Annotated in this window: 18 protein-coding genes; all 18 read right to left on the minus strand. The window is 54.3% G+C overall.

The window, feature by feature from the left end:
* Positions 1-17: 17 nt before the first annotated feature.
* The 18 genes from OO713_RS03140 to metK all read right to left on the minus strand — a co-directional run bounded on the left by OO713_RS03140 (position 18) and on the right by metK (position 20,079).
* Entirely contained in the window at positions 18-1,475 is a 1,458-nt protein-coding gene (locus OO713_RS03140; RefSeq protein ID WP_264786245.1) for a glutamate synthase subunit beta, read from the minus strand.
* Positions 1,468-6,021 (minus strand): glutamate synthase large subunit, encoded by a 4,554-nt coding sequence (gene gltB / locus OO713_RS03145; RefSeq protein ID WP_264786246.1) that lies wholly within the window; start codon positions 6,019-6,021, stop codon positions 1,468-1,470. Before gltB ends, OO713_RS03140 begins: the two co-directional genes overlap by 8 nt.
* Positions 6,022-6,082: 61 nt before the next feature.
* Positions 6,083-6,979, minus strand: a complete 897-nt coding sequence (gene lgt / locus OO713_RS03150) for a prolipoprotein diacylglyceryl transferase (RefSeq protein WP_264786247.1) — start codon at positions 6,977-6,979, stop codon at positions 6,083-6,085.
* A gap of 5 nt (positions 6,980-6,984) precedes the next feature.
* Positions 6,985-7,764 carry a tryptophan synthase subunit alpha gene (gene trpA, locus OO713_RS03155; RefSeq protein WP_264786249.1) on the minus strand — a complete coding sequence of 260 codons (780 nt, stop codon included), beginning with the start codon at positions 7,762-7,764 and terminating at the stop codon, positions 6,985-6,987.
* Positions 7,761-8,966, minus strand: a complete 1,206-nt coding sequence (gene trpB, locus OO713_RS03160) for a tryptophan synthase subunit beta (protein ID WP_264786250.1) — start codon at positions 8,964-8,966, stop codon at positions 7,761-7,763. The genes trpA and trpB overlap by 4 nt, the downstream gene beginning before the upstream one ends.
* A gap of 9 nt (positions 8,967-8,975) precedes the next feature.
* Positions 8,976-9,746, minus strand: a complete 771-nt coding sequence (locus tag OO713_RS03165) for an indole-3-glycerol phosphate synthase TrpC (RefSeq protein ID WP_264786252.1) — start codon at positions 9,744-9,746, stop codon at positions 8,976-8,978.
* Positions 9,746-9,970: a DUF6704 family protein gene (locus OO713_RS03170; protein WP_264786253.1), complete on the minus strand. Its 225-nt coding sequence runs from the start codon at positions 9,968-9,970 to the stop codon at positions 9,746-9,748. Before OO713_RS03170 ends, OO713_RS03165 begins: the two co-directional genes overlap by 1 nt.
* Positions 9,971-10,004: 34 nt before the next feature.
* On the minus strand, positions 10,005-10,490 hold the full coding sequence (locus OO713_RS03175; protein ID WP_264786254.1) for a hypothetical protein: 486 nt from the start codon (positions 10,488-10,490) through the stop codon (positions 10,005-10,007).
* A complete protein-coding gene (locus OO713_RS03180; protein WP_264786255.1) occupies positions 10,483-11,961 on the minus strand; it encodes a chorismate-binding protein in 1,479 nt (492 codons plus the stop codon). Before OO713_RS03180 ends, OO713_RS03175 begins: the two co-directional genes overlap by 8 nt.
* Positions 11,954-12,280 (minus strand): phosphoribosyl-AMP cyclohydrolase, encoded by a 327-nt coding sequence (gene hisI, locus OO713_RS03185; RefSeq protein WP_264786256.1) that lies wholly within the window; start codon positions 12,278-12,280, stop codon positions 11,954-11,956. Before hisI ends, OO713_RS03180 begins: the two co-directional genes overlap by 8 nt.
* Positions 12,277-13,032, minus strand: coding sequence for an imidazole glycerol phosphate synthase subunit HisF (hisF, locus tag OO713_RS03190; RefSeq protein ID WP_264786257.1), 756 nt, complete (start codon positions 13,030-13,032; stop codon positions 12,277-12,279). The genes hisI and hisF overlap by 4 nt, the downstream gene beginning before the upstream one ends.
* Positions 13,033-13,875 carry an ATP phosphoribosyltransferase gene (hisG, locus tag OO713_RS03195; RefSeq protein ID WP_264786258.1) on the minus strand — a complete coding sequence of 281 codons (843 nt, stop codon included), beginning with the start codon at positions 13,873-13,875 and terminating at the stop codon, positions 13,033-13,035.
* Positions 13,875-14,138 carry a phosphoribosyl-ATP diphosphatase gene (locus OO713_RS03200; RefSeq protein WP_264786259.1) on the minus strand — a complete coding sequence of 88 codons (264 nt, stop codon included), beginning with the start codon at positions 14,136-14,138 and terminating at the stop codon, positions 13,875-13,877. The genes hisG and OO713_RS03200 overlap by 1 nt, the downstream gene beginning before the upstream one ends.
* 10 nt (positions 14,139-14,148) lie before the next feature.
* Entirely contained in the window at positions 14,149-14,808 is a 660-nt protein-coding gene (gene rpe / locus OO713_RS03205; RefSeq protein WP_264786261.1) for a ribulose-phosphate 3-epimerase, read from the minus strand.
* 9 nt (positions 14,809-14,817) lie between these two features.
* Entirely contained in the window at positions 14,818-16,134 is a 1,317-nt protein-coding gene (locus OO713_RS03210; RefSeq protein WP_264786263.1) for a transcription antitermination factor NusB, read from the minus strand.
* Entirely contained in the window at positions 16,127-17,044 is a 918-nt protein-coding gene (locus OO713_RS03215; protein WP_264786264.1) for a methionyl-tRNA formyltransferase, read from the minus strand. Before OO713_RS03215 ends, OO713_RS03210 begins: the two co-directional genes overlap by 8 nt.
* 6 nt (positions 17,045-17,050) lie before the next feature.
* A complete protein-coding gene (locus OO713_RS03220; protein WP_264786265.1) occupies positions 17,051-18,892 on the minus strand; it encodes a hypothetical protein in 1,842 nt (613 codons plus the stop codon).
* Positions 18,892-20,079, minus strand: coding sequence for a methionine adenosyltransferase (gene metK, locus OO713_RS03225; protein ID WP_264786267.1), 1,188 nt, complete (start codon positions 20,077-20,079; stop codon positions 18,892-18,894). Before metK ends, OO713_RS03220 begins: the two co-directional genes overlap by 1 nt.
* Positions 20,080-20,099 lie beyond the last annotated feature (20 nt).

Here is a 20,099-nt window from a genome sequence, read left to right on the forward strand (position 1 = left end):
CTACTACCTTCTTTGGACTAGCTGTAGACCGAGATTGGTCTATCAGTTGGCTTCACAGGGAATGGAAGCTCTGTCTCACCTTCGAGATATTCGTCAATCGCACTGGCTGCAGCTCGACCCTCAGCAATCGCCCAAACAATCAGGCTCTGCCCACGGCCGGCATCTCCGGCGACAAACAAACCATCGGCAACTTCGTACCGATTTCCTCGAGCAACATTACCCCTCGAATCAAGTGGAGTTTGTAACTGCGAGGTTAAGATTTCGGTTTCGGGTCCCGCGAATCCCAAAGCTAAGAAAACCAGGTCCGCCCGAATGACGCGCTCTGTGCCTGCTTTAGGAACACGCTTGCCGTCGACAAACTCGGTGTCTGCAACCTTGACTCCAGTTAGCTTGCCGTTCTCCCCCACAAACTCAACCGTGGAGTGAAGGTAAAGACGCTCACCAAACTCTTCGTGCGCGCTGGCAACCTCAAACAGGTTCGGTACCGATGGCCATGGCTGATCTTCTGGTCTGGTTGCCGGAGGCTGCTTACCGATGGCGAGTGTGGTCACACTCAATGCGCCCTGACGCGTGGCAGTACCTAGACAGTCGGCTCCAGTGTCGCCACCACCAAGAATCACAACGTGCTTGCCGTGTGCATTGATCTGGCTCGCAAGGCGATCTCCAGCAACTGCCTTGTTGGCCTGAGTCAGGTACTCCATAGCAAAGTGAACGCCTTCAAGCTCTCGACCAGGCACAGTTATGTCTCTTGGCACCATCGCACCGGTTGCTATCAAAACCGCGTCATAACGCTTTCTAAGCTCTTCCCAGCTGATGTCGACACCGACATTCACACCGGTGCGGAATCTGGTTCCCTCCGCCTCCATTTGGAAGACACGGCGGTCAATGTGGTGCTTCTCCATCTTGAAATCTGGAATCCCGTATCGCAGCAGACCACCAATGCGGTCATCACGTTCGTAGACAGCTACAGTGTGGCCAGCTCGAGTTAGCTGCTGAGCAGCAGCCAATCCCGCAGGACCCGAACCTACGACAGCAATAGTCTTGCCAGTTAAGCGCTCTGGGATGTTTGGCATCACGAATCCAGCATCGAAGGCATCGTCGATGATCGACACCTCGATTTCCTTGATGGTAACCGCAGGCTGGTTGATTCCCAGCACGCAGGCACTCTCACAAGGAGCCGGACACAGTCTTCCGGTGAACTCAGGGAAGTTGTTAGTTGCGTGCAGTCGATCGATTGCCTCGCGGTTGCGACCGCGGTGGGTTAGGTCGTTCCACTCTGGAATCAGGTTTCCCAGCGGGCAACCCTGGTGACAGAACGGAATGCCGCAGTCCATACAACGACTCGCCTGGCGCTTGACGACTTCGCCGTTTCGCTCGGCGTAGACCTCTTTCCAGTCCTTGATACGAACCGAGACGGGGCGACGCGTCGCAGTCTCACGCTCGGTGATCTTGATAAATCCCCTTGGATCAGCCACGGGTCACCTCCAAAATCTGGGTCCAGACCTCTTCACCGTCTAGCTCAAAGCCTTGAGCCTGGGCGTTCTTCTGAATTTCGACCACTCGGGCGTAATCGCGCGGTAGCACTCGAACAAAGTTCTTTACCTCGGCATCGAAGTTCTTGAGGATGTCCCTCGCCTTCGAAGACTCGGTGGCGGCGACATGCTGCTCCAAGATACTTCTGAGCTCTTCAACCTCATGCGGCTCAGGGGCTCCGAGTGAGATCTCGCCGGTTTGCAGAGCTTCGCGGTTCACCTTGGACTCAGACAGTTTGTAAACATAGGCAATACCGCCGGACATTCCAGCACCGAGGTTGATGCCGGTTCTACCGAGGATTACCGCTCTGCCGCCAGTCATGTACTCAAGAGCATGGTCTCCCACACCCTCGGCCACTGCTGTCGCACCTGAGTTGCGAACCAAGAAGCGCTCTCCGACCACACCGTTCAGGAAAATCTTGCCGCTCGTCGCACCGTAGCCGATAACGTTTCCAGCAATCACGTTCTCAGCCGCGATGAAGCCAGCCCCTACAGGCGGCTTGACGGAGATTGTCCCTCCAGAAAGACCCTTGCCGACATAGTCGTTGCAGTCTCCCTCGACGCTAATTGTGATACCACGTGGCACAAATGCGCCAAGTGACTGACCGGCAGAACCACGTAGTCGCAGGGTAAGGGTGCCAGGCTCTAGGCCCTGCTCTCCCCAGCGCTTAGTCAGCTCATTGCCGAGCATGGTTCCAATCGCCTGGTGGGTGTTGTTAATATCGCGCTCAATCAAAACGCTCTTGCCCTCACGAAGTGCAGGCTGTGCAGTCTCAATCAGTGGGTAATCGAAGTGATTCTCCAGCTCATGATCCTGCTCGGTAAAACGTCTTAGGTTCTGGTTGGTTCCCAGATCCTTCGCAGCAAAGATTGGGCTTAGGTCAAGGCCATCGGCCTTCCAGTGCTTGATAGCAGCGTTGGTGTCTAATAGCTCGACGTGACCGATGGCCTCGTCGAGAGTTCTGAAACCGAGCTCAGCTAGATACTCGCGAACCTCCTGAGCCAAGAACTCAAAGAAGTTCACAACGTGGTCAGCCTGACCTTGGAACCTTGAACGCAGGTCAGGGTTTTGGGTTGCAACACCAACTGGACAGGTGTCCAGGTGACAAACGCGCATCAGGATGCAACCTTCAACCACCAAAGGAGCAGTGGCGAAGCCATATTCCTCAGCACCCAGAAGGGCTGCAATGACAACGTCACGACCAGTCTTCATGGAGCCATCAACCTGAACGGTGATGCGGTCTCGAAGGCCGTTGAGAAGCAGCGTCTGCTGCGCATCAGCGAGGCCCAGCTCCCAAGGGGTTCCGGCGTGCTTGAGCGAGTTCAGCGGGCTAGCACCGGTGCCGCCGTCGTGACCCGAGATCAAGACAACGTCCGCCTTGGCCTTGGCAACACCGGCTGCCACGGTTCCAACACCGAACTGGGAAACTAGCTTCACGTGAACTCGAGCGGCACGGTTTGCGCGCTTGAGGTCATAGATCAGCTGCTTTAGATCCTCAATCGAGTAAATGTCGTGGTGTGGTGGTGGCGAAATCAAACCGACGCCTGGGGTGGAGTGTCTTAGGTCGGCAATCCAAGGGTAAACCTTGTGCGGAGGAAGCTGACCGCCCTCTCCTGGTTTTGCGCCCTGGGCCATCTTGATCTGGATGTCATCTGCGTGGGTGAGATACATCGATGTGACACCGAAGCGTCCAGATGCAACCTGCTTGACTGCGGAACGGCGCTCACGGTCCAAGAGTCGTTCAACTGCCTCACCGCCCTCACCGGTGTTGCTCTTGGCACCAAGGCGGTTCATCGCGATGGCTAGAGTCTCGTGTGCCTCCGGAGAAATCGCACCCATGCTCATTGCACCGGTCGAGAAGCGCTTCACAATCTCTGAGATCGGCTCAACCTCGTCGATAGAAATCGGTGTGCGCAGATCGGTTCGGAACTTGAAAAGTCCACGCAGGGTCATCAAGCGCTCCGACTGATCGTCGACCGCCTGGGTGTACTGCTTGAAGATGTCGTAGCGCTTTTGCTTGGTGGAGTGCTGAAGCTTGAAGATTGTCTCTGGGTTGAAAAGGTGGGGTGGACCCTCGCGACGCCACTTCATTTCGCCACCAACCTCAAGCGGCAAATGAACCTTGGTGGCGCCCTCAATTGGGTATGCAGCGGTGTGACGCTGTCTGATCTCACGGTGCAAGATGTCTAGGCCGACACCCCCGAGCTTTGTGATGGTGCCACTGAAGTAGCGGTCCACAAACTCCTGAGAGAGACCAATCGCCTCAAAACACTGAGCTCCGGCGTAGGAGGCGATTGTTGAAATACCCATCTTGGACATGATCTTTAGAACACCCTTACCAAGTGCCTTGATCATGTTTTTGCTCGAACGCTCTGGCGTGATTCCGGTAATCAGGCCACGAACCACCATGTCTTCGGCGGTTTCCAGGGCAAGGTATGGGTTTACAGCCGAGGCTCCATAACCAATGAGGGTCGCCATGTGGTGAACATCTCTGGCGTCGCCACACTCCACCAATAGACCAGCTCTGGTTCTGGTTCCTTGGCGAATCAGGTGGTGGTGAACAGCACCCAGAGAGAGCAGTGACGGAATCGGAGCCATCTCGCGGTTTGAATCCCGGTCAGAGAGAATCACGAAGGTGACGCCGGCGTTGATTGCAGCATCCACCTCTTCGGTGATCTCTTGCAGTCGCTCCTCTAGAGAGTCTGGACCATCATCCACGCGGTATAGGCAGGAGATGGTAACGGCCTTCCCAATGTTGTTGGCCTTGTCAATGTGCTTGATGCGAGCGAGCTCATCGTTGCTCAGGACTGGAAAGTCCATCACGAGCTGCTTGGCGTGCTCTGGAGTTGCATCCAAAAGGTTGAGCACTGGACCAATACTGGCGGTCAGTGAGGTCACGACTTCTTCACGGATAGCATCCAGCGGTGGGTTTGTAACCTGGGCAAACTGTTGCACAAAGTAGTCAAAGAGCTGTCTCGGGCGGTCTGAGATTGCAGCGATCGGGGTGTCGGTTCCCATCGCACCAATCGGCTCCTGTCCCGAGCGAGCCATTGGAGCAATGAACTCCTTGAGGTCTTCTTCGGTGTAGCCAAACACGCGCTGGCGGCGATTCACCGAGGCGCTCGAGTAGCGAATGTGCTCGCGCTCAGGCAGGTCGCGAAGGTTGATCATGTAGTCCTCGAGCCACTGCTGCCAAGGCTCAAGTGATGCCACCTCGGACTTGATCTGCTCGTCCTCGATGATCTGGCCGGCAACGGTGTCGATCAAGAACATCTTGCCCGGCTGCAGTCTGCCTTTGCGTACGATGCGATCGGCTGGGATGTCGGATACACCGATCTCCGAGGCCAAAATTACAAAACCATCCTCGGTCACCAAGAAGCGTCCAGGCCTCAGACCATTGCGGTCAAGGGTGGCACCAACCAGTGAGCCGTCGGTGAAGACCACAGCTGCTGGACCATCCCACGGCTCCATAATCATGGAGTGGTACTCGTAGAAAGCCCTGAGCTTAGGATCCAGATCCAGCTGCTTCTCCCACGCTCCGGGGATCATCATCATCATGGCGTGAGGTAGCGAGCGACCGGATAGCACCAGCAACTCCAAAACTTCGTCTAGGGTCGCGGAGTCTGATGCGCCCGGGGTAACGATCGGCTTGAGCTGATCGATGTTGCCCAAAACATCAGATTCCAGCTGGGACTCTCGAGCGCGCATCCAGTTGGCGTTGCCCTTTACGGTGTTGATCTCACCGTTGTGGGCAATAAATCTGAATGGGTGAGCTAGAGGCCAGGACGGGAAGGTGTTTGTAGAGAAGCGGGAGTGCACCAGAGCGAGAGTGGAGCTGAATCTCTCGTCAGATAGGTCTGGGTAGAACGGCTCCAGCTGAAGCGTGGTAACCATTCCCTTGTAGACAATGGTCCTCATTGAGAGACTCGGGTGGTAAATACCAATCTCGCGCTCAGAGCGTTTGCGCAATCTGAATAGTTTGCGCTCAAGCTCAATGCCTGACTCTGCGTTGCCACCTTTGACAAACACCTGCTCGATGCTCGGCATCGCGGCCCTTGCCATGTCTCCCAGCACCTCGGGGCGGATTGGGACCTCGCGCCAACCGATGACCCCAAGACCCTCCTGCTTGGCAATCTCACCAAATCGGACCTTATCGGCCTGTGAGTTTGCGGCCTCCAGGAAGACCAGACCGGCGCCATATGAGCCAAGGGAAGGAAGTTCGAAGTCGGTTACTGCTCTAAAGAATGCATCCGGTAGCTGGGTAAGAATTCCAGCACCATCTCCGGTACCAGCGTCTGATCCGACCGCACCGCGGTGTTCCAGGTTGCGCAGTGATCGGAGTGCCATGTCAACGATGTCATGGCCGGGTGTTCCGCGGAGGGTTGCGACCATGGCTAGACCACAGGCGTCCTTTTCAGCGCTTGGGTCGTAAAGACCTTGCGCCCCAGGCGCAACGTTGAAACGCTGGAAGGGGCTTAGGTTAGCCATGCAGTCTCCAATCGAAATAAATCAATCAGGACATCTTTGGCCCGAACAGTTAGGTTTTGAGCTAGTTCTTTTGTTCCACGTCTTCGGTGGTTTGAGCTTCGGTTGTTTGCTGGGCAGGTTCTCTGCCTTCTGCATAAACCGATGGTTCGAGACCGGGGTGCCGGCGAGATTGAACCAAGAGAATGATGATACCGATGGCAACACCGATCAGCGCTGACCAGATGTTGGTTCTAAGTCCAAGAATAACCTCACTGGGGTCAATTCGGATACTTTCAATCCAAATTCTTCCGAATGAGTAAACGATTAGATACAGAGCGAATACCTTGCCCCACTGCAACTTGAGCTTCGAAGCCAGATACAAGATCGCGGCAGCTCCGGCGAAGTTCCAAATCATCTCGTACAAGAAGGTTGGGTGGAAGGTTAGGCCATCTGGCAATCCGTTTGGATAGGCCGGATTGGTGCTCGGGATCTCAAGACCCCAAGGAAGGGTGGTTGGGATTCCGTAGAGCTCTTGGTTGAAGTAATTCCCCAAGCGTCCGATGCCCTGTGCGACCAAGACCCAAGGTGCAACAGCATCGGCTACCGCGGTGAAACGAAGTCCGACCTGACGAGCGCCCCACCACGCGCCGATGGCTCCAACCGTAATTGCGCCAAATATTGCAAGGCCACCCTCCCAAATTCGGAAGACGGCAAGCAGGTCTGCACCCTCATAAAGATAATCACGAGGGTGAGTGATGACGTGGAAAAAGCGACCGCCGATGATGCCCGCTGGCACGGCCCAAAGAGCAATATCCAAAAATACGCCGCGCTCAGCCCCGCGCTTTGTCAATGTGCGATCTGCCATGTAGGTCGCGAGGGCAATACCGGTCAAAATAAACAGTGCGTAGAAGTGAATTCGCACCGGACCTAGGTCGATAAAGCTGATCTCTGGAGATGGAATGCTGAGCAGTAAATTCACGATGCCTATCCTAAGCCGAGAGCCAGTTCACGAGTCTTTGCCGAGAGTGCGTCTAGACCGCCAGTTTGGTAAGCCTTCACAAATGCAGTCCCAACGATTGCTCCGTCTGCATAACTGTTGACCTCACGAACCTGGTCAGCGGTCGAGATGCCAACCCCAACGCAGGTCGGTGTGTTGGAACTTTCTTTGACTCTGCCTGTCAACTCTCTGGCTAACTGGTCAAGTTGACTTCGTTCACCCGTAATTCCCATGGTTGAAACTGAGTAGACGAACCCTGAAGACAGATCTGAGTTGGTTTTTACCCTCGCGTCTGAACTGGACGGAGCAACCAGGAAGACTTTGTCCAGCCCCTGGTTCTCGGCGGCTTCGATCCAAGACTTGCCCTCATCTGGAATCAGGTCTGGGGTGATCATCCCCTGTGCCCCGCTCTCCTTGAGGTCCTGGGCAAAGCGGTCTACGCCGTAGCGCAGGACTGGGTTCCAATAGCTCATCACCAAGATCGGAGTGTCGATCTCTTCTCGAACCGCTTTGATCACATCAAAAACCTGGTTCAGCTTGAACCCATTCTCCAGTGCCTTCTCGGTTGCCTGCTGAATAACTAGACCGTCCATCACCGGGTCGGAGTACGGGACGCCAACCTCGAGAATGTCGCAGCCGTTTTTGGCCATCTCAATCAGTGCCCTGGCGGAGTCCTGAACCGTTGGGAAGCCTGCTGGAAAATAGCCAACCAGCGTTCCTCGCCCGGTTTCCTTATTGTCTCTGAGGATCTGTTCGACCTTGCTCACTTGTCCCCCAGCAATCCGAAGTATCGACCGGCAGTCTCCATGTCTTTGTCTCCCCTGCCGGAGAGGTTGATCAAGATTGATGACCCCTTGGGAAGCACCTCACTCAGATGCTTCACTCCAGCTAGGGCGTGAGCGGTCTCGATGGCTGGAATGATGCCCTCTGTTTGACTCAGCAGACGCATAGCTTCCATCGCCTCTTTGTCGGTGATGCCGTAATAGTTGGCACGACCTAGGTCCTTAAGCCAGGAGTGCTCAGGGCCAACTCCGGGATAATCCAAGCCGGCAGAAATTGAGTGAGACTCCATGGTCTGGCCATCTTCGTCCTGCAGCATGTAGCTCTTGGCTCCATGCAGCACACCTGGAACACCCTTTGAGAGAGTCGCGGCGTGGAAAGGGGTGTCAACTCCATCCCCGGCAGCCTCGAATCCCCAGAGTGCAACGTCCTTGTCATCTAAGAAAGCATGGAAGATGCCAATCGCATTCGAACCGCCTCCAACGCAGGCCGCAACCGCGTCAGGGAGCTTGCCAAGGATTTCAAGCATTTGCTCGCGTGACTCAATTCCAATTACCGAGTGGAAGTCGCGCACCATGGTCGGGAAAGGGTGTGGACCGGCTACGGTCCCGAGCAGGTAGTGGGTGTTGTCTACGTTGGCGACCCAGTCACGAAGCGCTTCATTGATGGCATCCTTCAGCGTTCTGGATCCAGTGGTTACAGGTACTACCTGAGCCCCAAGTAGCTTCATACGTGCAACGTTCAATGCTTGACGCTCGGTGTCAATCTCACCCATGTAAACGACACACTCAAGTCCAAAGAATGCGGCCGCAGTGGCGCTGGCTACGCCGTGCTGACCGGCTCCAGTCTCGGCGATGATGCGCTTTTTACCCATGCGCTTTGCCAATAGGGCTTGCCCCATGACGTTGTTGATTTTGTGGCTACCGGTGTGGTTTAGATCTTCGCGCTTTAGGAAAACTCGCAAGTCACCGAACTGGGCTGCAAATCGCTTCGCCTCGGTGATTATTGAAGGACGGCCGGTGTAGGTGCGGTGAAGCTCAGCAAGCTCTGCCTTGAAGGATGGGTCTTGCCTAGCTTGGTTGTAGGTTGCTTCGAGTTCATCCAAGGCTGCAATCAATGGCTCTGGAACAAAACGTCCACCAAACTCACCGAAGTAAGGTCCAACCTGTTCTGAAAGCTTCACGTCCATCACAGAATCCTAAATTGAAATAAACGCCGGAATCAGCGTTTCCGGAGTTCCCGTAACTAAAGCCTCACCAACCAGCGCAACATCTGCACCAGCATTGCGGTAGCGAATCACATCGGCCGCGGTCTTCACCGAGGATTCAGCAACCTTGATTGCGTCCGGGTGCAGCGCACTAGCCATCTGCTCAAAGAGTCCGATGTCAGTTTTAAAATCAATGAGGTTTCGGGTGTTGATGCCCAGGAGCGTTGCTCCAAAATCGTTAGCGATCGCGATTTCTTCCAGCGCGTGAGTTTCGGTCAGCACCCCAAGGCCAAGCTCATGCGCAAAATCGCTCAACTGCGAATAGCGCTCAGCGGAGAGCCAGGACAAAATCAAGAGCACGAAGTCCGCGCCAGCCGCTCTTGCCTCCATTACTTGGTATTCAGTAGAAATGAAGTCTTTGCGCAGCAGCGGGATTGACACCGCCCCAGAAGCCGCCTCGAGATCATTCAGGGAGCCAAGAAAGCCGGTCTCCTCAGTCAAGACTGAGATGGCGTGGGCTCCTGCGTTTTGATAGCGAAGCGCCTGCTCCCCCGCGTCGGGAATCTCGGCCAAGCGACCGCGCGATGGCGACGCGCGCTTGATTTCTGCAATTAGCTTGATGTGCTCGGCTGGTGCCAGAGCAGAGTAAACGTCTATCGGGGTTGAAAGATTCTCGATTTTTCTCTCGAGATCTGAAGTTGAGATTGACTCTTGTCGGCGTTGAGAAGAGAGCAGCGCTTGTTGAAAGAGTCCGTCAAGCACTAGTGGCTCTTGGAGTGCTTTCCGCCAACTCCGTAGCCCATCTTTTTCAAAACGAGACCTGAGACTGCACCCAGACCTAGAAGAACTACCGAAGCCCAAACCATTGCTACGTTCTCAAGGAAAAAGAACAGGGTTCCAATGCTGAAGGCGACCAAAATAATGGTGACGCTGGTCCAAGCTGCTACTGAATTGCCGTGACCTGGGTCCTCAGAACCGTGAGACATAAATCCTCTTTCCTAACTTGCAAAATCCTAGCAATCAATCGCCCTGCTCATCCCAGAGGGCGCGGTTGTCTTCAACTACCTGACGCTTCGCGACGCTGCGCGGCGCCGGCCTGAGTGCATTTATGGTCAATAGCACGGCCGCGCCTAGACCGGTAGTCGCAGCTATCAGGTTGGTCATCGACCGATTGGTGGCGACATCAACATCCCCTGAACCCGCGCCTTGAATACCTGAAATCGACTCGAAAATTGCTATCGCTGCAGCGCTGCTTTCAAAGTTTGAGGTTAGGGCCAACAAAGCAAAAATCAACATCGAAATTGCGGCGAGAGAGCTTAGAACTGCAGCAAAGCGCTGATAGCTGGAGATGAATATAAGAAGCAGCGAAATCCCCGGCAACAGGTTCAGTAGCTGGCTGATCTCGGTTCCGGTCAGTTGCTGCTCGCCGATTGACAACCACGCGGTATTGGCGAGAATCCAACTAGCCGCAATCAGTAACAGTGAGATTGGTCTAGCTCTAGTCATTTCTCATCGCATTCGCCGCCGCTACCGCTCTGAGCACAACCGCTGCCTTCGCCAAAGTTTCGTCATATTCGCTTTGAGGCACGGAGTCCAAGACAATCCCAGCGCCAGCTTGAACTCTGGCAATGCCATCGCGAACTAGAGCGGTTCTGATAGCGATTGCTAGATCTGCATTGCCAGTGAAGTCGAAATAGCCAACTACGCCGCCAAATAGTCCGCGATCGGCGGGCTCTAAGTCATGAATGATTTCAAGCGCTCGGGGCTTTGGAGCTCCGGAGAGAGTTCCGGCTGGGAAGGTTGCTCGTAATGCTGAGACTGGTGACTTGCCTTCCGCCAATTCGCCCTCAACCGTGGATACCAGGTGCATCACGTGCGAGAATCGGTGAATCTGCATGAACTCGCTAACCTGCAAAGTTTCTGGCTTGCAAACTTTCAGTAGATCATTTCTCGCCAGATCGACCAGCATCAAGTGTTCGCTTTGCTCTTTGGCATCTGCCAAGAGTTCTTCGCCCAGGGCGTGATCCCTGGCTGCATCCTGAGATCTCGGGCGAGAACCCGCAATCGGGTGGGTGATTGCTCTGCGATCAGAAACCTTTACCAGCGCCTCGGGCGATGACCCAACAATCGCGAAGGATCCAGCGTCATCTTCCCAGCGGGTGAAATACATGTAGGGGCTTGGGTTGATGGCGCGCATCGCTCGATAGACATCCAGTGCATCTGCCTCAAGCTCCTGATCAAAGCGCTGCGAGATTACGACCTGGAAAACATCACCGAGGCGAACATGGTGCTTGGCATTGTCAATTTGATTCAGAAATTCTTGGTGCGAGGTGCGCTTTGAAAACTTGGGTTCGGGCCAGTTTGGTTCTGACACCTGGGCGAGTGTCGGTTCCTTAATTTGAGTAACCAGGTTCTCAATCTTGGAGACAGCCGAACGGTACTGATCCTCTAATGAGCTGTCAGAAACAAAAATCACGCTCACAACCAGCAGCTCAGAGGTTTTGTGGTCCATCACAATCAACTCAGAGAACTGATTGAAGCCAATCAGCGGCACCTGGTAGTCAGAAACCTTTGGCTCAGGGAGCTGTTCCAACAGGTTTACCGCACGCCAAGAAACAAAGCCAACCAGTCCGCTGGTGAGCGGAACATCGCTTGGGGCTGACTTCCAAGCGCTCTGCAACTGCTCCAATGCATCCAGTGGCGATTCGGATAGTTCGCCGCTTGGCAACGGGTTCGGGCCGCGGAAAACTGCCTTTTCACCCTCGGTTATCAATTGACCCCGAGACTCAACCCCGATAAACGAATACCTACCCCAGACGCCCTGTTCAGCCGATTCCAATAAGAAGGTGTTCGGTCTATCGCCACAGAGCTTTTGGTAAAGCCCAAGCGCCGTCTCACTGGAGGCAAAGAGGCGCTTGGTAACTGGAATTACGTTGTAGGAGCGGGATAGCTCGAGGACTTCTTCAAAGCTAAGCATCGGGCTCCTCGAAACAGGTTTCGGTGCCATTGTGGCAGGCAGGTCCGACCGGGATCACCTTGGCCAAGATCGCATCTGCGTCGCAATCAAGAGAAAACTCTTGAATTTCGAGGTAGTTTCCGCTGGTTTCACCCTTTAGCCACCGAGAGTTTCGGGATCTGGAGAAGAAAACCAATTTGCCCAAGGTAATTGACTCTGACAAGGTGCTTTCGTTGGTCCAGCCCAACATCAAAACCTTCCCCGTGTTGGCATCTTGCACAATCACAGGCGCAAGACCGGCCGCATCAAATCGAACTTGATCAACACTCAGAGACCTCATCGGACCTCGATTCCCGCAGCCTTGAGAGAGGACTTTACCTCAGCTATTGAAATTGAGCGCTCATGGAAAACACTTGCCGCCAATAGGGCATCTGCACCCGCCAAAGCTGCCTCAACGAAGTGCTCTACCTTCCCAGCTCCGCCCGAGGCGATGATGGGGACCTGAGAAATCTCTCTAATTTTCTGAATTAGTTCGATATCAAATCCATCACGCGTGCCATCAGCATCAATGCTGTTGATCAGCAGCTCTCCGGCCCCGCGATCTTGGACTTCCCGGACCCAATCCATGGCGTCAAGTGCGGTGAGCTCTCTGCCGCCGTTAGATGTAACGCCAAAGCCTGATTTGGTAGCTGCCCTTTTGAGATCAAGTGAAATTACCAACACCTGAGCGCCGTGCTCAGCAGCAATCTCGTTCAGCAGTTGCGGTCTGCGAATGCCGGCAGAACCAACCGACACCTTGTCCGCACCTGATTTCAAAAGATTGGAGACATCATCAACGGTTCTGATGCCACCACCAACGGTGAGGGGGATAAAGATCTGCTCGGCACACTTGGTCACCATTTCCAACATGGTGCCGCGGTTCTCATTGGTCGCCGCTACATCCAAGAAGGTGACTTCGTCAGCACCCTGCAGGTAGTAGTTCGATGCTAATTCGACCGGGTCACCGGAATCGCGCAGGTTCTCAAAGCGCACACCCTTGACCACGCGCCCATCAGCAACATCCAGACAGGGAATAACTCGAATCGCTGGCACTTAGATCCTTGCGGCGTGTATTGCGCTCACCAAAATCGCGCGCGCACCGAGTTCGTACAGCTGATCCATAACCTGGTTGGTTTGTGAAGATTTCACTAGTGCACGTACTGCAACCCAGTCATCATCTGCTAAGGGCGAGATGGTTGGTGACTCGATGCCTGGAGTGATCGCAGTTGCTTGGGCAACCAAATCTTTCGGGCAGTCGTAATCAAAAATCACGTATTCGCGAGCCACGATCACGCCCTGAATTCTTCGAAGTAGCTTCTCGGTTTCACTGGATTTTCCCGGTGCAGCAATCAGGCGGGCTGTAGAGGAGAGAATCACCGGGCCAAAGATGCTCAACCCAGCCTTGCGCAGGGTGTTACCGGTTGACACCACGTCGGCGACCGCGTCTGCGACACCGAGTCGAACGGCAGATTCCACTGCCCCATCGAGCTTAACGATCTGAGCGGTCACTCCCTCTGCCGCGAGGTAGTTCTCGATCAGCTTCGGATACGCAGTCGCTAGGCGCTTTCCCTGCAAATCCCTAACTGAAGAAAATCTCGAATCCACCGGTGCGGCAAATCGGAAGGTAGACCCGCCAAAGCCCAGGTCGGCAACCTCCTCCGCTTTCGATTCAGAATCCCGCAGCAAATCAAGGCCGGTCAAACCCGCGTCCAGGGAACCTTCACCCACGTAGGTGGCGATGTCTCTTGGTCTTAGGTAGAAGAACTCGATCTGGTTCTGGTCGTCCACGATGTGCAGCTCTTGAGTGTCGCGGCGAGTGGCATAACCTGCCTCACGAAGCATGGAAATAGCCGACTCGGAGAGAATCCCCTTATTTGGAACTGCAACCCTCAACATCAAAGCTTCTCCTCAACCATGCTCATGGGAACCCCGCGCGCTATCAAAATCAGCTGCAGGTGATAAATCAGTTGGGAAACCTCGAGCGCCAGCTGCTCGTCAGATTCGTGCTCGGCAGCCATCCAGACTTCAGCTGCCTCTTCCACAACCTTCTTACCGATCGCATGCACACCAAGCTCAAGTAATTCTGAGGTGCGGGAGCCGATTGGTCGCTCGGCGGCTTTAGATAAAAGCTCACCGTATAGCTGTTCGAAGGATTTCATGCAGCTAAGGTTACCCGCGGACCGCTTGCTCAGCCAAAGTTCTTAGCAAGTCGATCTGGCGGTTGCGATCTACTGCTTTGAATACCGAGGACCCGGCAACGAATGTGTCTGCGCCCGCCTTAGCGAGGGTTTGAATGTTTTCCTCGGTGACTCCCCCATCAACCTGAATCGCGATATCTAGACCCAAAGACCAACTTAGCGACCTGGCCTGGGTCACTTTGGCGACTGTGGATTCAATTAGCTTCTGACCACCGAACCCAGGTTCCACGGTCATGATCAAGACCATGTCTACAGCCGAGACAATCTCGTTGATTTCGGACACCGGCGTATTCGGTTTGATTGCAACTGCAGCCTTCGCGCCTACCAACTTGATTCTTTTGGCGAGTTCAACCGGATTGCTCGAAGCCTCCAGGTGAAAAGTCACCGACGCAACTCCGAGCTCTGCGTAACCGGGGCCGTGCCTATCAACATCACTGATCATCAGGTGGACATCCAGGTCACGCTTGGTAACTCGCTGCAGACTCTCAACCATTTGCGGTCCAAAGGTCAAATTGGGAACAAAGTGATTGTCCATGACATCGACGTGGAAGGCATCCGCGTGCAAGATGCTCTCTAGCTCTGACTCCAAGTTGACGAAGTCTGCACTAAGAATCGATGGGTGAATGTGCATGTTTAGAGCCTATTGCTTTCTCAAAATCGCCATGAACATCGCATCGGTGCCATGTTGGTGTGTCCAGAGCTGAACGGTCTTTCGACTTTCATTAAGCTTCAGCGAGGGTGATACGCGGGAAAGAACTTCGTTGGCGTTTACCAGCTCTAAATTCTTATGGCGATCCAGGACTGATTTGATCTGAGCGTTTGTCTCTTGAATCAGCGGTGAGCAGGTGGAGTAAAGCAGGTAGCCTCCGGGGAGCAAAGATTCCACCGCTGCATCGAGAAGTTCAGCCTGAGTTTTCACAAGACCGGGTAGCTGCTCTGGCTTTTTGCGCCATCTAGACTCCGGCTTTCTTCGAACAGATCCGAGTCCAGAGCAAGGAGCATCCAGCAGCACGGCGTCATAGTGATTCTTTTTGGCCTCTTGTCCATATGCCACTATCACCTCTCCCGGCCCCGCGGGGTCAAGGGCATCCCGCACCAAATCAGCTCGTTGTGGGTTGGGTTCTAGGCAATCTAGGGAGCCACCGTGATCTCTAATACCCGCTTGCAAGACCGCTGATTTCCCACCGGGGCCGGAGCACATATCCAACCAGTTTCCCGCTCGATTGCCGACCTCAAGTAGTGTCAGTGCGACAAGTTGCGAACCTTGATCCTGCACTCTAACGCCGGGAAAACTTAGCAGCGGTTCCGGATTACCCTTCGCAATAAACCCAATCGGAGATGCTTCTCCAGCCTCCAGTTCGAGTTTGGTTAGGTACTCTCTTGCCTCCTCGGTCAAAGCCGCAAGATTTACAAGAGGTGTTTGGTTGTTGGCGTCCAGTAAGTTCTCAAGTTCCTCACCGCGGCCGTCAAGCTCGAGGGCAGTCTTCAGTGCTGTCACAACCCAGGTTGGATGAGAGTGCTTGATAGCCAACAGTTCGTTGCCACTTTTGCCAGTCAACACCTTGGCAAGCAAAGCTTCAAATCCCGCGCGATCAGCATTTCTCAGCACCGCGTTTGCGAGGCCGGAGGCATTTTTCTCAAACTTCTTAACCAGCTCAACGCTCTCGTGAATCGCTGCGTGGGAGGGGACTCGCATGCGAAACAGCTGATGAAGTCCAAGTTGAAGCACCAACCTAAGTTTGCTGCTGAGAACCTTCCCCTGGGTGAAAGAATCGATGAACGCATCGTATTGAGAGCGCCAGCGCAAAGTCCCATAGCTCAACTCCTGAATTAGCCCTCTGTCGGCATCGGTGAGGTCAACTTTTCCCAGAACTTTGGGCAGCAAAAGGTTGATGTAGCCATCTGACTGTTCGACTCGCACCAGAAGATCGAGTGCTATTTCACGCGGGTTAGTCAAGGATTACCTCTTTGTTTAGCCCCCTGAACCAATCCCCCGCCGACATTTCCTTTTTCCCAGCCGGTTGCACTGTGATGAGTTCAACTCGAGTGCCACCACCGCATTCGAGCACGATCCGACCAGTTCCCATTGAAACTCGACCGGGCTCGGGACTTACCCCATCCAATTCAGCCCAGTTCGTAGAACCTAGAGATTTTGCGCGCAGCACTCTAAACGGCTCATTGCCCAAGGTGGCCCAAGCAACTGGCTCTGGATTTAGAGCCATCACCTTAGCCGCTACCAAATCTGCACTTTGTTTTAGGTCTAACCGAGCGTTATCACGAGAGAGTTTGGGGGCAAGACTCGCTGCGCCACGTTGCGTCGAAGCCTGAGGCCTCTTCGCGAGAGACTCGAGGATGAGGTCAATTCCTTTGTCGGTGAATGTGGCCAGGTGCTCACCATAGGTTTTGTCTGGGTCGATTTCCATGGCTAACTGGGCGATGATAGGCCCGGTGTCCAGTCCTTCTTCGAGTTCAAACAGAGAGATTCCCGCTCCGTCTCCAAGGTTCATCATCGAGTACTGCAACGGAGCGGCCCCGCGCCAGGCAGGGAGCAAACTGAAGTGCAGATTCCACCAAGACATGGCACTCAGAGCGGACTTTGGGATTAGAGCACCGAACGCAATCACTATCCCTAGGTCTGCCTGAGTTTTGGAAATTTCCTGAACGATTTCAGGGCTTAGCCGATTGCACTTGATGGTTTTCAGACCCAAATCATCGGCCGCCTGAGCTACTGGCGAAGGGGTAATTACCCGCTTGCGTCCAACCGGTGCATCCTCTCGGGTTACCACAAGAGCAACCTCGTGCACAGCGCACAGTCTTCGTAGTGCGACAGCGGCTATTTCGGGGGTTCCGGCAAAGATCAGTTTCATGGCTTCCTAGAGACTAGACCAATCGTCCATGGCGATTCGCAGCCCGCGTCGCTTATTTGCCCCCACCAAGCGGGCGTTGGCCTTGAGGGCATGTCTTCTCAAAGCCGAACTGATTTGTGGCCCATTTTGGTAACTGAATCTAATGAGTGAGCTTGCCTGCTCTCCCAGTTCCGTGCGCAACTCCTGAGCACCTAATTCCTTTACCTCCTCGAGCACTGCAAGTAAAACCTCGGTGCTGGCCTGAAGCCATGCAACCCGAGCGACCGGAGGGAGGTTTAGCGCCTGCAGATCTTGAAGTGCAACCTTTGCGAGCTGTCTGTGTTGCCCCAGAGTGATGGCTTGCCCCAAAGCATTTGGTATTCCAGCGATCACGGCTCTGCCATCGTCCGCCATGAGTTCGATTGCTTCCATCCAGTCCCTGATTGCCAACTGCTCGGCCTGAAGAGACTGCGAGGACAACCAAATGTCGCAATCCAATATCAGTACCGCCGAGTATCCATTGGGTGCAACTGGACTTGCGCCTGGGGTTGAAACGATGATGTGCTTGCTGGGCAAAATCTTTGATGGCTGCTTATCCGCGGTTGACTCTGAGATCAAGACCTGAGGGAAAGCCTTACCCAACTCACTCACGGTTCTGCTGCTGCCGGCCCTGCCGGACTTGGCCTTAGAAGTGCCACAATCTTGGCAGGATGAAAAGCCGATGCGACAGAGCTTGCAGGCAAAGCTAGCTGCGGATGGCTCCCAAATTGGACCGCCACAGTTTTTGCACCGAAGCTTGCCACCGCAACCAGCGCAAAATGCCGCTGGGGAATTTCCTTTTCGAGGAAGCAGTACCAAAATCGGACCGACATCAACTTTCTCTCGAATCAGTTCGAAACTAGCTCGGTCCATTCGAAGGCTGGGTTCACTGAATGCGATTCGAGCTGGTGCTGAAATCAGAGTGTGGTCCGTTAGGTAGCCAATTTCGACAAGGCGTTGGACTTCAACAGACCGATAATTCGCGGCCAGAACTAAAGATCGGTTACTCGCACGCATTAGAACTAGCTCCCTAGCGTGCGTGAACGGTGACCCCTGCTCTTTGAGTGAATCATCTAAATCATCAAACAGTGCGACTATTCCGAGATTGTGAACTGGCGCATAGATCGCACTTCGAGTGCCAATTGCAATAGTTGCCGAAGGCAACAGCGCTCGATGAAAACTTTGAAACCGTTCAGACTTCTTTTGCCCAGATCCAAACTCGACCAGGGCACCACCTAGGCCAGCAAGTAAAAACAACCGCTTCAGCAGCCTCAGTTGTGACTGTTCCGGGACTATCAAAATGCTGCTCTGACCAGCGATTAGTTTCTCCACTGCGTGGAAAGCGAAAAGCTGAGCCCAATCAGGAAACCGGTCCCCCTCAAACAATTGATTGCGCGCCGCTGAAAGCACGGCGGAGCGCACCCCCAATGGTTTATCTAGCTTGGGTTCTGTGAAGGGGTTGAGAATCAGCTCGACCTGCCGGGGGTCCTGAATTGCGATTCTTGGCATGTGGTCAGGAACCGCCAGGGCGAGAATCTCTCCGATTGCCACACTCTGCCGGTCCGCCACCTGACGAGCAAATGAGTAAATCTCGGGTGTCAAGACAGGAGATTCACTCACTATCTCTAGCAATTCGCTGGTTGCGTATTGACTCTGTTCTGCTAACTCAGTGACGAACCCAGTGTGGGCTTTTTTGCTGCGGCCGATCTCAAATTTGACCCGCTGACCAGTTTTGATTGCGGAGCGCAGGTGGTCGGGGACCAAGAAATCGAACTCTCGGTCCAGTTGAATCAGGTTTGACTCAGCGACCACCCGCGCAACCGCATTCACTACTTTCCTGCGGCCTCTCTCAGAGCGTCAGCTCGATCAGCGCGCTCCCAGGTGAACTCCGGCAACTCTCGACCGAAGTGACCATAGGCAGCAGTCTTGGCGTAAATCGGTCTTCTGAGGTCGAGCTCGCGAATAATGGCCGCTGGTCGAAGGTCAAAAACCTTGGCGATTGCATTCTCAATCGCTTGGGTATCGACCTTTTCGGTGCCGAAGGTCTCGACGAAAACCGCAACTGGCTTTGCCACACCGATTGCGTATGCGACCTGAATTTCCGCTCTGTCAGCAAGACCAGCTGCCACTACGTTTTTGGCAACCCAACGCATCGCGTACGCCGCCGAACGGTCAACCTTTGATGGGTCTTTACCGCTGAATGCACCGCCACCGTGGCGAGCCATGCCGCCATAGGTGTCAACGATGATCTTGCGGCCAGTTAGCCCAGCATCACCTTGCGGACCACCAATAACGAATCGGCCCGAGGGGTTAATGAAGTACTTGGTATTTTCAAAATCGAGCTTTGAATCGGCTAAGACCGGCTGAATTACACGCGAGAGAATCAGTTGAGCAAGCTCATCCTGAGTAGCGTCCTCATGGTGCTGAGTGGAGAGCACGACGGTGTCGATTGAGACCGGCTTATCCCCGTCATAATTCACCGAAACCTGAGCCTTGCCGTCTGGGCGGATTAGTCCATTGCCAAGTTCACGACGCAGATTGCTAAGCGCTTCGGTAATTCGGTGCGAGAGCAGTATCGGGGTGGGCATCAAGACATCAGTCTCGTTAGTTGCGTACCCAAACATCATGCCCTGGTCTCCAGCGCCGAGTTGCGAGTCGGTGTCTTGTGCTCCAGCGCGAGCCTCAAGGGCTGCATCAACACCGGCTGCAATGTCCGGAGATTGAGCGCCAATCGAGATGGAGACGCCGCAGCTCTTGCCATCAAAGCCAATTTCGGCGTTGTTGTAGCCGATGGCTGTGATTCGGTCACGAACCAGCTGAGGGATGTCGACGTAGGAGGAGGTAGTAACTTCGCCGGCAACGTGAACCAGACCGGTGGTTACTAGAGTCTCGACAGCGACGCGGGCAGCAGGGTCCTGCTCCAACATGGCATCGAGGATGGTGTCAGATATCTGATCACAGATTTTGTCCGGGTGACCTTCGGTCACGGACTCCGAGGTAAATGTGCGTAGCTTCATAGTGCCAAAGTCTATCTAGG

Origin of the sequence: Aquiluna sp. KACHI24 (genome assembly GCF_025997915.1) — a bacterium.
In the GTDB taxonomy this organism is placed as follows: Bacteria; Actinomycetota; Actinomycetes; order Actinomycetales; family Microbacteriaceae; genus Aquiluna.